The sequence below is a fragment of the Bacillus sp. ISL-45 genome, assembly GCF_018613195.1.
Classification (GTDB): domain Bacteria; phylum Bacillota; class Bacilli; order Bacillales; family Cytobacillaceae; genus Mesobacillus.
On record NZ_JAGGQQ010000022.1, the window covers coordinates 26,911 to 40,706 of the forward strand.

A 13,796-nucleotide genomic window follows, 5' to 3' on the forward strand; every position below is an offset into this window, starting at 1 on the left:
GTAAAGAGAATTTCAAACAACTGTAACCTCATCTACAAAAACCTGAAATGAAGTTATGGGATAATGACCACTTCTGGTAAAAAGGAAAGTTCAGCCCGGGTGGTGTAAAAATGAAAAAAAAGAGAGACAAAAGAGTAAGATGGGGAAGAGTTTTCAGCGCCCTGCTGCTCCTAGGAATTTTCATGGTTGGTCTTTTTACCGTATTTCAGTACATAGAAGGAACGTTTAAAGCAATCAATCAACCATTTCAAAAGGCAGAAGCAGATTCCTTTCAAGGAGAGGAAAACACGACAGAGGAAGTGAATGTTCTGTTATTGGGCAGCGACTCACGCGGAGAAGAAGGTGCGCGAACCGATTCAATCATGGTCGCCCATTACAACCCACAAACGCATAAGGTAAAACTGATCTCCCTTATGCGCGATATGTATGTGAATATCCCAGAACACGGACAGCAAAAATTGAATGCTGCCTATTCCTTTGGAGGTCCCGAATTACTCAGGGAAACGATCAAAATGAATTTAGGCCTGGACATCCACCATTATGCGATAGTCGACTTTAAGGGCTTTGTTAAAGCAGTCGACCTCCTCGTTCCCAATGGAATTGAAGTAGAAATCCCATACGAAATGTCCGAAGGAATCGGAATGACATTGGAGGAAGGAACCCAACAACTGAATGGCGAAGAACTGCTGGGCTACGTCCGCTTCCGCCAGGACCGACTTAGTGACTTCGGACGAGTCCAAAGACAGCAGGAAGTCGTATCCAAATTAAAAGAAGAAGCCGTATCCCTAAACAGTGTAGCCAAGCTCCCCGAACTGTTAGACCTGTTAAGTACATACGTCGATACCAATATCGAAACACCCACAATCCTGACCATCGGAAAAGACATACTCACCAATGAAACCGGGGACATACAAACCCTTCGCCTTCCTGCAGATGGCAGCTTTGAGAATGAAAGTTATGAAGGGATTGGTGAGGTTTTAGAGGTGGATTTAGATTCTAATAGAGAAGCATTGAAGAAGTTTTTAGAGGAATAACGTAGCCTGACAAGCAAAAAACCGCACCAAGTGTGCGGTTTTACTATTTATGAATGGCGGGAATGCGTGGGAATCAAACCCACCTGATCTGGCACGCATGTCACAAGGTGGTTTGAAGTTTGGCTGGCTTCAGCATTAAAGAGCCTTATCATCAACTGTATTCAAATAAGCATCAATCTCATCAATAACAGATTTCACACAACCATCTTCGAATGGAGAAATTAAGTTCGCTTCTTTGACTAGCTCTGTGAATGACTGGCTTCCACCTTGCTTACAAAGGTGCAGATAATCTGTCCAAGCATCCTCTGTATTTTCTTGCGTACGTTTCCAAAATTGCAGCGCACAAATTTGAGCTAGTGTGTAATCAATGTAGTAGAAAGGAACCTTGTAAATATGTCCCTGCTGCTGCCAGAAACCACCGTTTTCCAAGAAGTCATTTCCTTCATAATCGCGATGTGGCAGGTACTTCTTCTCGACTTCTCTCCATGCTTGCTTGCGCTCAGCTGGGGTTGCCTCGGGGTTGGCATACACAAAATGCTGGAATTCATCGACTGCTACACCATAAGGAATAAATAGAACCGCTTCACTTAAATGAGAGAACTTGTACTTATCCGTATCTTCCTCGAAGAAAAGATCCATCCATGGCCATGCAAAGAATTCCATACTCATCGAGTGGATTTCACACGCCTCCAGTGTAGGGAACCCGTACTCAGGCACTTCAAAAACACGACTTTCAAATACTTGGAACGCATGTCCTACTTCATGCTTTAATACACGAACATCGCCTTTTGTTCCATTAAAGTTTGCGAAAATGTATGGTGACTTATGTTTGCTAATATAGGTGCAGTATCCACCGCCAGCCTTACCTGCTTTACTTAATAGGTCCATAAGATTGTTTTCTACCATATAAGTGTAAAACTCATTCGTTTCAGGAGACATTTCCTCGTACATTTTCTTCGCCTGATGGACAATCCACTCCGCATCTCCTTTTGGATCAGGATTTCCTGTCTTAAAGCTGAAGCTGTCATCGTAGTATTTAAATGTATCGACACCAATTCGTTCCTGCTGTCTTTGTTTCAGTTTCGTAGCTAAAGGGACGATGTACTCTTTCACCTGGTCACGAAACTTTGCTACCATTTCAGCATCATAATCAGTACGAGAAAGTCGAGCATAGGCTAACTCTGTAAAAGAAGAGAATCCTAGCTTCTTAGCAATACGAGTACGTACTTTTACAAGCTTGTCGTATAAATCATCTAATTGATCGGCATGCTCAACGAAAAAGTTGTACTTCGCTTCATTTGATTCCTTCCTAATGGTACGATCAGGTGATTGGTGATAAGGAACTAACTGAGCAAGATTTTTTACTTCCCCATCAAACGGGATTTTAGCTGAAGCAAGTAAATCAACATACTCACTAACGAGCTTGTTTTCTTCCTGCATGTCTTTCAACACATCAGGAGAGAACGTCTTTAATTGACTGTCAGCTAATAAGAATAATTGTTTACCCCACTTTTCTTCTAACTGAGAGCGGAATTTAGAACCTGTAAGTGCCTCGTAATATTTTGTGATCAGACCCTTGTATGCCGGTCCTACTTCATTGAAAAAATCCTTTTCTTTCTTATAAAACTCATCCGTTGTATCAATCGTCTGACGGATTTGAACAATCTGCCTCATGCTTTCAAACTCTGAGCGTAACTCATTGATTTCTTTCATTACTCCGTCCTGAACCTCAAAGGACTCAGCAGATTGGAACCTCTCGAGTAATTGGTTAAAGTTCCCCTCCACCTCTTCAATATTTGGTCTTGCATATGGATAATCGTTAAACTGCATGGAAGAATCCCCCTTATGTAGTAAAAATATCGTATAAAGTACCTATTTCGACAAAATGAGATAATCTCCTTTTAATTTCAGAAAAAAATTTCGTTATTCGAAATATAATTTCTGCCGTTATTCTTAAGAGAAGCACAGGCACGTTAAAATATATCCTAAAATTCCCACCTTTGTTATAATAATCAAATAAGATCGGCTACATACTTTTAAGGGGGAAACTTTATCATGAATAGCACTGCATACAGAGATATCTTTGATAAATGCAAAACCAATCAAGGATATTTCGGTGATTTTAGGACTTCTGGAGATGATTATTTTATTTCTCCAGTAATCGATTCAATACCAGGTCCGACAATTCAATATGATGGGAAAGAAAAAGTGATGTGGGCAACCAATGACTATTTAGGTCTTGCCAATCATCCAGATATCCGAAATGTTTCCATTGAAACAGCTGCCGAATGGGGAGTTAGCGGTCCAATGGGTTGCCGAATGGTTAGTGGCAATACGCGAGAGCATGAAGCGTTAGAAAAAGAACTTGCTGCTTTTGCGGATAAAGAAGCATCTATTCTCTTTAATTTCGGCTATTTAGGTATTATTGGCACTATTAGTTCCCTTGTTGGAAAAGATGATGTAATCATCATGGACAAATTATGTCATGCTTCTATTGTTGATGCGGCAAAACTTGCAGTATCGAATCCTAGAAACATCCGAGTATTTCGACATAATGACATGAATAGTTTGGAAAAACTAATAAAAACAGTCAATAAAACACGCAAAGGCGGTATTTTGATCTTAACAGAAGGTGTATTCAGTATGACTGGGGATCTTGCGAAACTCGATCAAATTTGCAAACTCAAAGAACAATACGGGGCAAGATTGTTCGTTGATGATGCACACGGCTTTGGTGTTATAGGAAAAACGGGAAAAGGGGCTGCTGAACATTTTGGTGTTCAGGATAAAGTCGATATTTATTTAGCCACTTTTGCGAAGGCTTTTACAGCAATAGGCGGGTTTGCAGCAGCTAGTCAAGAAGTTATCGACTGGATTCGTTACAATGCGAGAACGCAAATTTTCGCCAAAAGTCTTCCGATGATTTATGTAAAAAGTCTTCGAAAAACATTAGAAATCGTCAAAGCAGGAGACGAGAACCGTAATAGATTGTTTGAAGTATCGATGAAACTGACAGAAGGACTTAAAAATCTTGGATATTTTGTGGCGGATACGGAATCACCGATTCTCTCAGTTTATGTTCCTGGAGGCGATCTTTCTATCGGTCTTCCTTGGATAAAATTTTTAAGAGAAAACGGAGTGTTTTTGCAGGCTGTCATGTACCCTGTGATTCCAAAAGGAATGTTGATGTTCCGAATCATCCCAACCGCTGCTCATAGTGATGAACAAATTAACTTTACGGTAGATGTATTCCGTAAACTCCGCGATCACCAAAAGATGCAACTAGATATCAATTTAAAAGATGTGGATCGTATTTATTCTAATTCGTAACAATAAAAGAAACTAAAAAATGCTTCTCTTTTATGAGAAGCATTCAGACTGTATACAACTGCCATAAAAATCCGTTATAGCTTTGAGAATTATAAATGGCCCCTAGAGGGCACCCGGTAACAAAAATTCACTATATACAAATTAATCTTTACGAACTGAACTTAATGTCCATAAAAACTTTGATTTAATTGAATTGGCGGGACCGCCTGGGAATCGAACCCAGCTAACCTGGCACGCAGGTCACAAGCGGTTTTGAAGTTTGCTAGCATCTGTCTTTCTAGTACCTTCATGTACCCAGAGGTACTTTTAAATCAAGGTTTCTTACTCTCCGATATTCCCTTGTGATTTCTTATTTTAAAAATTCGGGCACCAAGCATGGCACCAATTAGCACCTATATAATGTTTGAGTTGGAACTTCTGAATTTGTAGGTTGGAACTCCAACCTGTCCGAGCTTTAGTATTCTTGTGAGAGATAGATGTTCCCACAGACTTAGTGTGGGACTGCTGATTGTAGGTAAACTTAATGGATTTCGAGTGCCTTAGTTGCTAGGTAAGCGGCTCTGTCCTAAATTGCATATTCGTCTCAGACATCTAAATCAAGATATGCTGAGAAAGTTTCAATACAAAAGGAATTGAAGGTCGGAGAAAAAGCGTATGTAGTTGATAAAGGCAATAATTTCGAGGACTACAAAATTACACGAAGACAAGATGGGGAAATATTTTGGTCAAGCTTTGGAATGGGCACAACACCGCTTAATCCTAACAGCGACTCTGAAAAAGATTTAAATTTTAAAATTCTTTTTTAAATAATAGCACGGGCAAGCATTAAGCAAGCCCGTTTTTTTGTACCTTTATTCGTAACCATGTTTAAGCCTATGTTCCTGTAAATATACGCTTTCAGGATAATCCTCTGTCGGCATTGAAAAAGAAAGGTTTGTAGATATCCTTTGCCCTTCAAAATCATAATCGAGAGAGTACAGAACGTTATAGTCATCAGAAAGGCTAATATTGCCGTTTTCAAAAAGACCATCATGTAACTTACAAAGCAATATTGCGTTTGTTGTATCTATTCTTTCTTCAGCAGAAGCTGTAGACCACGTTTTAATATGGCTTGTAACCAACAATTTAGGATCGTTAATACTGCACAAGGCACACTTTGAACGGTAATATTGTAGTAATGCCTTACGCAGCTTGTATTGTCCTTGCCGTGCTTTTATTGTACGAAATACGTCTTTGCCGTCATTTTCAGAAAAGGTAATTTTACGGGCAACTTCATTGCCGTCATAATTAGCTAAATGGAACTCTTCCAAATCTTCAACGTTAACATTTAATATGTTTTCCTCTATCTTTTTTAACGTTAACCTCGGGTATTTAGCTTTGCTATTGCTGTCAAATCCGTAAAAATGAATTACAGACCAGGCCTGCCAACCGTCCTCTTCTGCAAGCGCATCTATTAGCCCCTCTATTTTACGGTTACTTATACCTTCCTTTAAAAAAAGATATAATACTTGCGCTCTTACTTTAATGGTTAAACTTTTAACAAAATTAATTCGTCTTTGGTCTAATTTTGCCATTAAAAAACCTACTCCTAATTCTTAATTAAAACAAGCGGTACATTTCCTCCAACCGTTCGGTTTACTAATTTCATCTACTTCTGCTAATAAATCGTTAAGATTTATGGAACAGTATTTAGGGTAATTAGTGTACGTCCCTTTGCGAGAGGGTACGTTTAAATGGCGACAGCCAACCGTGTGCAGTACGTTACCAGTTGGACCTCCCGCCCTATTAAATACATAACCTTTTTTATTGTTATTGCACCACTCTTCGTATTCACGTTCTTTATGTTTAAACTCATCAATCATACGCTCACCTACTTTTAACGGTGTTCAATATTTGTTTAAGTTCGCTAATCGAAAGCCACGGTCTTTTACGGTGTAGCATACGGTGACAGTTGGAGCATATAATTGCTATATCTTCAACCATTGTAAGTCCGGTTTCGCCCATTTCCGATACAGGCTTTGTATGGTGTCCTTCTATATAACCTTCACCTATTTCGCCGTAATGCTCCACAAAATCAAATCCGCATACCTCGCAAAAGTATTTACCGTGCATTTGTAGAAAGCGTCCCTTTGCTAGATTAATAACTTCGGGGTTGCGTTCCCTTATTAAATGTTGCTTTAATACCCGGTTACCTTCAGGAAAACCTTCGTCATCCTCCGTAAAGCCAATACTTTCGGCTTCTGCTAACCTTTTAACCGTTTCACGTTGTTTTATAAAGCCGTATTCCATAATGGCGTTAGATTCTGTATCCGTAATACCTTTGCCCGATACAACACTATTTTTAAAAGCAACCCCAATTTCGCTTAAATATACGGGATTATCGAACGCTTTAAAGTCGGATAAAATAATGCCACCAATTTCACCCGTATGTGCATCCGTTTCAAACATATCGTTCATACGGTTTATAAACTCTTCCCTAACTTCATCGCCGTTACCATTATGGTATCTATCCCATGCCTCGTTAACGGATAATCTCACAAACCTTTCGTATGTAGCCGTACCCAATACCGCTCTTTCCCCTCTTACGCCTTTTTCATTTTTAACAAGGAAAAAGAATGGTTCACCTTGTTTTAAAACGTTAAAACTATTGGTATTTTTACGCCAAAAATTAACCTCATTTATGCCGTTATAAGATGATAAAAACGTAAACCATTTCCTTGATGTAACACCGATATACCCTGCCATTGTACGCACCCTTTCAGTCAGCTCTATCTGTAAAATATTGTATCAAGTACTATAAATTTGCTAGTTTTATAGGTTGGTAAACTGTGATTCCTCGTATTTTAAAATTTTTTAGGCAAATTTTACGGGCTAGGCAAGCGGAGGCCTCTTACCACATACGCCTTGCTATTACTGCCTAACCATTACCCGTATATTTTACCGTAGCTTAAGCTGTTACATCCGTTACGATCACTACGTTATAGCCGCTATGCCAGTAATGCTTATTCGTTACATTACAACCTTATTTTACCGATAATACGGGTAGTAAGCGGTACTTTTACAGGCTTAATATCCTCCCCCCCGAAATCGCTATAACGTTAACCCTGCCTTAATGCTCTTTTCCGTTAAGTAGTTAACAAACGCAGAGCAGGCAACTAACATAAATTTAGCATCCTCGAAATCTACTTGTTTATCGCTCTTTAAGAAATGGCGGATACCGTCATCGCTCGTATAGCCGTACAGCTTATCGAAGGCTTGCTTTAACGCAGGGTGCAATTCGATATGGCTTTCCTTTTCGATAACCTTTAACGCTGCTCCTAACGTTGAGGCCTCGTTTCCACTGACTTTTGTAATTGCCGTACAAATTGCTTCAACGGCGGAAATAGATTCCTTAATGGAATTTCGGAAATCAGGGTTCTGTTTATCCGCTAACAACCTTAAAGCCTCTTTAATATGAGTTGCGGCGTAATGGGTAGCTGAAGTATTAACGGTTGCCTGTTCTATCTCTTCTATTTCTTCATCCCCAGTTATTTTTACAAGTTCATTGCCCACAAACCTGTACCCAGACATTTCACTTGTTAAAATGGTATTAAATTTATCAGGAAGGTTTATTTGACGAAAATCTTTAGCCAAAAATTCTATTAAATCATATACTTGATACCACTCACTCTCAAAGACATATTCTTCTAATTCTTCCGCTAGAGATCTAACCTTTGCTGGCATTTGGTTTATTGGTCTTTTCAAGTGATTTGTCCACACCCTAACGGCTGTTTTAAATGCATCCGAACTGCTATTCATGTATCCTTCACTCGAACCTCCCTTTAGGCATTGAATGTAGTGTACATATATAACGTTCCATATTCCAACCCTTAAAGCATGATCCATAGATTCCGTTTGTAGTATCGTTCTTACTTGGGTTATCCCCATCCTTTGAGAAAAACTCTGCAATATTATCCCTCCCAATCTCTAATGTCTATTTTATCCAATAGTAGTTAAGGAAGTAAATATAAGAGCATAAAAGTAAAAGCCTACCGTAATTGGCAGGCTATTACGCTTAAAACTTTATGTTATTTCACGGGCTAAACCGCTCACGCATATCATTAACATTTACGTTAGCCATTTGTAAATAACGCCGTGTCATGGGTACATCGTTATGCCCTAATATCTTTTATAAAATATATTAATTGAGAAAAAAAACGTAACTCTCTTTGAAACAAATCACTCTATAAAATCAAATAATTACCATAACTGTAATTATTTTTGGTATACTTTTCTATGTGAAAAGGGGGTTAAATTATGCTTAAAACGGTAGAAGTAGAAGATTTTTACGAGAAAGACAATCCAGTTTACTTAGATTTATCGGAAGGTTTGACAATCCTTACGGGAGACAACGGAGCAGGCAAGACAACACTATTAAATTTAATTTTTAATATTTTAAATGGTGACTTTGAAACGGTAATTAAGGCAAGATTTTCAAAGGTTATTTTGAAACTTGATGTAGAGGAAATTTCAAACAAGAAGATTAATATTGTTCATAGAATTGAGGTTAGCAAGAAGGAGGAAACATTAGAAGTAACTTATTTTCTTAAAACTAAACGCTATGTCATTGGGCTGACCAAGTTAAACCTACCTTATATTCAGTATGACTATACATATCATCTTATTCATCCTAAAAAGGAGGAAAAAAAATCAGAAAATTGGTTTTCCAACCTTACTTCACCATTTCAAAAAAATATTAGACATAATTTATTTGAATTAATAAAAGATTATAATGAATTGAATTTTATTCAACTCCTAAGAGAGAATATTATCTACTTCCCTACTTATAGAAGAATTGATAGCGATATTATTGAACTATTAGAGCAAAATTATCCGGTTCTAAATGAAGAAGAGCTCTATGAAATCAATAGAACTATCAACTCCTTTCCAAGGGATAGAAGAATAGTTGGGGTTAATGATAACGACATCGCTTACCTATATCAAAGTTATTCAGAGAAATGTAGAAAGTTAAATTCTGAGGGTTTAGACAGAGTTCTTAAAACATTTGTAGAAGAAATGATTGTTAACACCTATAAAAATAATTCGAACAAGTACAAGATGAAGAACCCTATTAAACTATATGATAAGGCTCCCGATCAACTAATCGATTTGTCGAGGCAATTAGGAATCGAAAATATAAATGAAACAGAGATTAAAGAGTATTTTTCAAAACAAAAACAAGTTGTGGAATTTTCAAAAGGCGGTGCTTCTTTTAATCTAACAATCAAGCCTAAGAATGAGACTCACACTATGGAAGAAGAAAATATGAGTGATGCTCTTAAAGATGTACTGCTAAGCAGTCTGCTTTCTGTTGGTGAAAGCAATAACTTGGTAATGCGGCTAATAAATTTATACGATGAGCATATGAAAAATGTAAACAGGGAGCTTGAACCTTACGAGTACCTTAAGAAAAGTTTTAATAGTTTCTTTAAGAATAGGATTACTCTTAACTTAGAAAATTATAATTTAAAGTTATCAAAACCCTTAGAAAGTCTTTCAACAGGAGAGAAGCAGTTAATAACAATTCTCTCCTATGTTGCTCTGTCATTAAAGAGAACAATTTATAAACCACTGATTATAATAGATGAACCAGAACTGTCTTTGCATATCTCCTGGCAGTTAAACCTAATTGATAAATTACTGGATTTACCTAGTGATAAGAATATTTTATTAGCAACTCATTCTCCCTATATTGCTAATAGTGATTATGAGAATTTCATTTGGCAGCTAGGTGATATTGATGGGTATTAGAAGAGGGAGCTCTCTAAAGGAAAATGTAAAGGCTGTATTAACCGAGACAAGATTCACAAAAAGAGAATTATCAGAAGATAAACTTCTATTACTGGAGGGACCAGATGATATAGAAGTTATAAGAAATTACTATTTATATAAAGGTAAAGAAGTAACAAGAATTTTTAGATTAATAAAGGCGAATGAAGATCAAACAGACGGAGTCGCGGGAAAGAAAAATGCCTTAAAATACTATCAAAAGCTCAGGTCTGAAAACAGAAATGTTATTTGTTTGTTAGATAGGGATTATGATTTTTATTTAGATGAAAAGAACGATGATCCTCGCATAAAATACTATGATTATTTTGAGCTGGAAAATTATCTATTTGATGACTCTTTGTTTAGAATCATCCTAAAAAATGTATGTGATTATCCTGATGTTAATTATTATAATGAATTGGTTCTTTTATTACACGGAATAGAAGAATCATGTAAACCCTTTATTTTATTATGCTTCCTACGTGAAGTTAATTACAGAAAAGATATTCTGACAGAGGAGCAACTCAAAAAAGTCCTAGAAATAATTAGATTTAATCCAATGAGTATTATGCAAATGACCAATTTGAACACCGAAAATGTACTAGATAGAATTCCAACCTTTGTTAATAATGAATTACAAAAGGTTGGGTTAAATATCCAGTTAGTTTGCCGATTATTACAGGATAATAATTATGACCCACGTTACATTACAGATATAACAGAACCTTTATACCTATTCAGATATACTATCAAGGGTAAAACAATATCAAACTCTTTGGATTACTTCTTTAAATACATCCTAGAACAAAATCCACATTTAAAAGAAATAAAATCTAAAGGAAATCTTTCAAGCATTATAGCTAGACTTAAGATAGAATGGATACCTAGTTTATCTGAGAGGTTTACAGAATTAATAACAAAGATTGAAAACGAATACCAAACCCTCACAAGTCAAGAATCCCCTCATACTTAATTATTTAGGTTTTTAAAAGGGGATAAAATTGGCTGTAAACGTAGGAATGGAGACAGAAGCGGGTTCCCGCTTCTTTTTTTATGCTAGTTTTTTGGATAATAGAATATTTATACTCAGACCTTTTAGGAATTAACTTACATCGCTAGCAGGAATAAAAAAGCTGCGATAAAAGGAGACGAACAAAAAAAATATAAATGGTCCCCGTTATCTTCTACTATTAGTATTTATTTTAAGAAACAATACTCTACTTGTTTGGAATGGCTGATTGTAGTAATAAAGCGAATGATGTAGCCTTAGTCACCCTTTCCGCGTTTTTTACATCATGCAATCCATTCTTCTGAAAGTTTCAAAAGGGTTTGAAATATGCTTTATTGTTTCGAAAGATTCAGAACTGTATGCTGAGCAAAAAAACCGCACATAACTGAACGGCCTTTCGGTTTGCTCTTATTAAGGTACTTTTTGAAAGTGTCTTATGGAGGAGGGAGTCCCCCCTGAGTACATTCATTTAATAGGACTCAAAGAACTTCCATAAGTTTAATTATCCCTTGTTTTTTCCTCTTTTAAAAAGCTTACTACATTTCTTTTTAATACTAAGTTTATTTACCGCTTCAATCAATCCTTGAGGAACAGTCACATCTTCTTTGATTACAAGTACAGGTATCATATCAAAGTACTTCTTTGATACCTCTGCTCGGTGTCTTCCTTCCTGCTCTTTTGAGATATAATCAAGATAAGGCAGTGGAAGTTTACTTTTACTTTGTATAGCATCTTCAATCATGTTCATTCGGGTTAGGTCAAGTGCATAGGTGTTTTCATTCCAGTTCATTAGCTTATGGCATTTTTCAAAATACTCGTCAGGAGTCATTTCTACAACTTCAAAAATATACGGTTTATTTTTGTAATAATGTCTCCCCTCAGCAGGCTTATGTAACCTAGAATCGTACCATTCATAATCTGTCCTAGTTGTATCAAAGTAATCCTTATAAACTAAATTCATTTAACTCTCCCATTCTAATATCATCTGTTATGTTTTTCTTTGACTAAGCTAGGTATTCAAAGAATAAATGATGTAAGGATTTCCACGATTGTGACCTTGCAGCAAATATTACCTTCTGAATCTCCAATCTGTACCTTGTACGTATGAGTCCAACCTTTTGACAAGCTTTGGAAGAAGCTGTCTTTCTACGATTTTTATTAGTTTCTCATCTGTTTGATTATGTGCCTCCCTCTTATAAGTTACAATGCCATTGGACATTTCAAGGAGTTTTATATCCTGCATCCAGCCTTTATACACGTAAACAATCCCTGTCCACCTTTCTCCGTTCATTTTAAAGCCAATTTTAAACCTTTCAGATTCTATTACTCCCGAGTTGTGCTTGGCGGTTATCCTGTCGTGGACAGAGATTAATTTAGGATAGGTAGGTTTGAATTCAAGTATTTTAGGATCAATGCCATATTTCCTAGCGTATTCCTGCCAACGGTGCCGTTCATTCCATCGGCTTGCAAGAAAAAAAGACCAAACTCCAATAGTCAGACAGCGATTGCATTCAGGATCGATTCTTGAAATAGAATAGCTGTAGGCTACGTCTTCAAATTCAATCCGAAAGTTTTTTTTCAACTTGTCCTTCCGCCCGCATTTGGGACACTCTTCAGATTTCATAACCATAACCTCCATCACATTTACTTCGACTGTACTATCCGTCTTTAACAATAAACAGAAAGCTTCTCTTGAGTTCTTCCATGAACGGGTTGTTGTTGTTCTCCAGGACAATGAAGTGGTGCCAATCATAAGTATCATGAATGATATTTATAGCACGTTGGTGGCGATCTTGAACCTTTGAAAAGACAACGGTAACGGACTTGAAATCTTTATGTTGCTTGTGACGTATGTTGTCAATGCGATGAAAATCCACTATACCATTGTTACACACCTGATTCGGTCCATTCTTACTCATTAAGTGTTTAACCACTTCACTCTCTTTTTCAAAACCCTTTGGAGAGTTTGTTGCTAGGGCATTTTTAATAGATAATAAGTGAGTAATAACTCCATTGCTTTCTATCACAATATCAGGATCTTGATATCTCCCGTTCTTCCCCATAAATCGCTTCCCGATTGATAGTTGATGGTTTCCGTCTGAGACGGACTTATTAAAGATCGGGGCGGTCATTCCAAGAGCGTGGTAAAGGTAACGAAAGATAAGTAGTTCAGTTATACCTGTAAAATTCGAAGTACTGCCAGTGAGGAAACTAACCATTTCATAGAAATCCTGCTTTATCCTAAATAGATTGTGGCATGTGATAGTGTGTAGGTGTTTCTTAAGGTAAGTATCTAAGTCATTAAAGGCATTAGTAAATATCAAGGTTACTCCTACTTTCTCATCTGCAAGTATAAATCTCACAATTCATAAAAAAAGTCCTTCGATACTGCCCCGTTCAATAAGGAATTCAACAAAAAAGGGGTGAATCCTTCCTGGATCAATGCAACGGTTACTTTAGGTAGATTATTTCGCAATCTTTCTAGTAAAAGAGCGTGATTGTGATTTTAAGTTTCAGGGAAGTGTTGCTGATTTAATCATTGTAGACAATATTCAGACGTACAATTTAGATGAACATCTTTAACAAACCTGCCGCGTTCGTATTATAAGGTCATC

12 protein-coding genes are annotated in these 13,796 nt (G+C 36.9%); 4 read left to right on the forward strand and 8 right to left on the reverse strand.

The features are described 5' to 3' along the window. Positions 1-110: 110 nt before the first annotated feature. Positions 111-1,034, forward strand: coding sequence for an LCP family protein (locus J7E35_RS21650; RefSeq protein WP_214784021.1), 924 nt, complete (start codon positions 111-113; stop codon positions 1,032-1,034). 135 nt (positions 1,035-1,169) lie between these two features. Here J7E35_RS21650 and J7E35_RS21655 read toward each other — a convergent pair whose 3' ends face one another. Continuing rightward, entirely contained in the window at positions 1,170-2,864 is a 1,695-nt protein-coding gene (locus J7E35_RS21655; RefSeq protein WP_214784024.1) for a M3 family oligoendopeptidase, read from the reverse strand. 225 nt (positions 2,865-3,089) lie between these two features. On the opposite strand from J7E35_RS21655, the gene J7E35_RS21660 reads away from it, so the two are divergent. Further along, a complete protein-coding gene (locus J7E35_RS21660; RefSeq protein ID WP_214784027.1) occupies positions 3,090-4,364 on the forward strand; it encodes an aminotransferase class I/II-fold pyridoxal phosphate-dependent enzyme in 1,275 nt (424 codons plus the stop codon). 851 nt (positions 4,365-5,215) lie between these two features. Here J7E35_RS21660 and J7E35_RS21665 read toward each other — a convergent pair. From J7E35_RS21665 to J7E35_RS21680, 4 genes are all read right to left on the reverse strand, one after another. After that, complete coding sequence (locus J7E35_RS21665; RefSeq protein ID WP_214784030.1) at positions 5,216-5,938, reverse strand: HNH endonuclease; 723 nt, start codon at positions 5,936-5,938, stop codon at positions 5,216-5,218. 21 nt (positions 5,939-5,959) lie between these two features. Continuing rightward, entirely contained in the window at positions 5,960-6,226 is a 267-nt protein-coding gene (locus J7E35_RS21670) for a hypothetical protein (protein WP_214784033.1), read from the reverse strand. Between the two features lie 4 nt (positions 6,227-6,230). Beyond that, positions 6,231-7,109 (reverse strand): HNH endonuclease, encoded by an 879-nt coding sequence (locus tag J7E35_RS21675; RefSeq protein WP_251041183.1) that lies wholly within the window; start codon positions 7,107-7,109, stop codon positions 6,231-6,233. A 345-nt stretch (positions 7,110-7,454) separates the two neighbouring features. Beyond that, positions 7,455-8,312 carry an AbiJ-NTD4 domain-containing protein gene (locus tag J7E35_RS21680; RefSeq protein WP_214784036.1) on the reverse strand — a complete coding sequence of 286 codons (858 nt, stop codon included), beginning with the start codon at positions 8,310-8,312 and terminating at the stop codon, positions 7,455-7,457. A 348-nt stretch (positions 8,313-8,660) separates the two neighbouring features. Here J7E35_RS21680 and J7E35_RS21685 point away from each other — a divergent pair, with 348 nt between their 5' ends. Next, positions 8,661-10,154 (forward strand): AAA family ATPase, encoded by a 1,494-nt coding sequence (locus tag J7E35_RS21685; protein WP_214784038.1) that lies wholly within the window; start codon positions 8,661-8,663, stop codon positions 10,152-10,154. Next, entirely contained in the window at positions 10,144-11,145 is a 1,002-nt protein-coding gene (locus J7E35_RS21690) for a DUF4435 domain-containing protein (protein ID WP_214784041.1), read from the forward strand. Before J7E35_RS21685 ends, J7E35_RS21690 begins: the two co-directional genes overlap by 11 nt. A gap of 538 nt (positions 11,146-11,683) precedes the next feature. On the opposite strand, the gene J7E35_RS21695 is transcribed toward J7E35_RS21690, so the two are convergent. The 3 genes from J7E35_RS21695 to J7E35_RS21705 form a co-directional block, all read right to left on the reverse strand. Then, positions 11,684-12,142: a hypothetical protein gene (locus J7E35_RS21695; RefSeq protein WP_214784046.1), complete on the reverse strand. Its 459-nt coding sequence runs from the start codon at positions 12,140-12,142 to the stop codon at positions 11,684-11,686. A 108-nt stretch (positions 12,143-12,250) separates the two neighbouring features. Continuing rightward, the gene (locus J7E35_RS21700; RefSeq protein WP_214784049.1) at positions 12,251-12,763 is read right to left on the reverse strand and encodes a hypothetical protein; all 513 of its coding nucleotides are present in this window, start codon (positions 12,761-12,763) and stop codon (positions 12,251-12,253) included. A gap of 76 nt (positions 12,764-12,839) precedes the next feature. Then, positions 12,840-13,244: a hypothetical protein gene (locus tag J7E35_RS21705; RefSeq protein ID WP_214784052.1), complete on the reverse strand. Its 405-nt coding sequence runs from the start codon at positions 13,242-13,244 to the stop codon at positions 12,840-12,842. Positions 13,245-13,796: the final 552 nt, after the last annotated feature.

Bases quoted from the DNA above. Each gene is read 5' to 3' on its own strand.
- J7E35_RS21660 (WP_214784027.1), top strand. From the start codon at position 3,090: ATGAATAGCACTGCATACAGAGATATCTTTGATAAATGCAAAACCAAT.
- J7E35_RS21655 (WP_214784024.1), bottom strand. From the start codon at position 2,864: ATGCAGTTTAACGATTATCCATATGCAAGACCAAATATTGAAGAGGTG.
- J7E35_RS21695 (WP_214784046.1), bottom strand. From the start codon at position 12,142: ATGAATTTAGTTTATAAGGATTACTTTGATACAACTAGGACAGATTAT.
- J7E35_RS21670 (WP_214784033.1), bottom strand. From the start codon at position 6,226: ATGATTGATGAGTTTAAACATAAAGAACGTGAATACGAAGAGTGGTGC.
- J7E35_RS21650 (WP_214784021.1), top strand. From the start codon at position 111: ATGAAAAAAAAGAGAGACAAAAGAGTAAGATGGGGAAGAGTTTTCAGC.
- J7E35_RS21665 (WP_214784030.1), bottom strand. From the start codon at position 5,938: ATGGCAAAATTAGACCAAAGACGAATTAATTTTGTTAAAAGTTTAACC.
- J7E35_RS21705 (WP_214784052.1), bottom strand. From the start codon at position 13,244: ATGGGGAAGAACGGGAGATATCAAGATCCTGATATTGTGATAGAAAGC.
- J7E35_RS21685 (WP_214784038.1), top strand. From the start codon at position 8,661: ATGCTTAAAACGGTAGAAGTAGAAGATTTTTACGAGAAAGACAATCCA.
- J7E35_RS21675 (WP_251041183.1), bottom strand. From the start codon at position 7,109: ATGGCAGGGTATATCGGTGTTACATCAAGGAAATGGTTTACGTTTTTA.
- J7E35_RS21690 (WP_214784041.1), top strand. From the start codon at position 10,144: ATGGGTATTAGAAGAGGGAGCTCTCTAAAGGAAAATGTAAAGGCTGTA.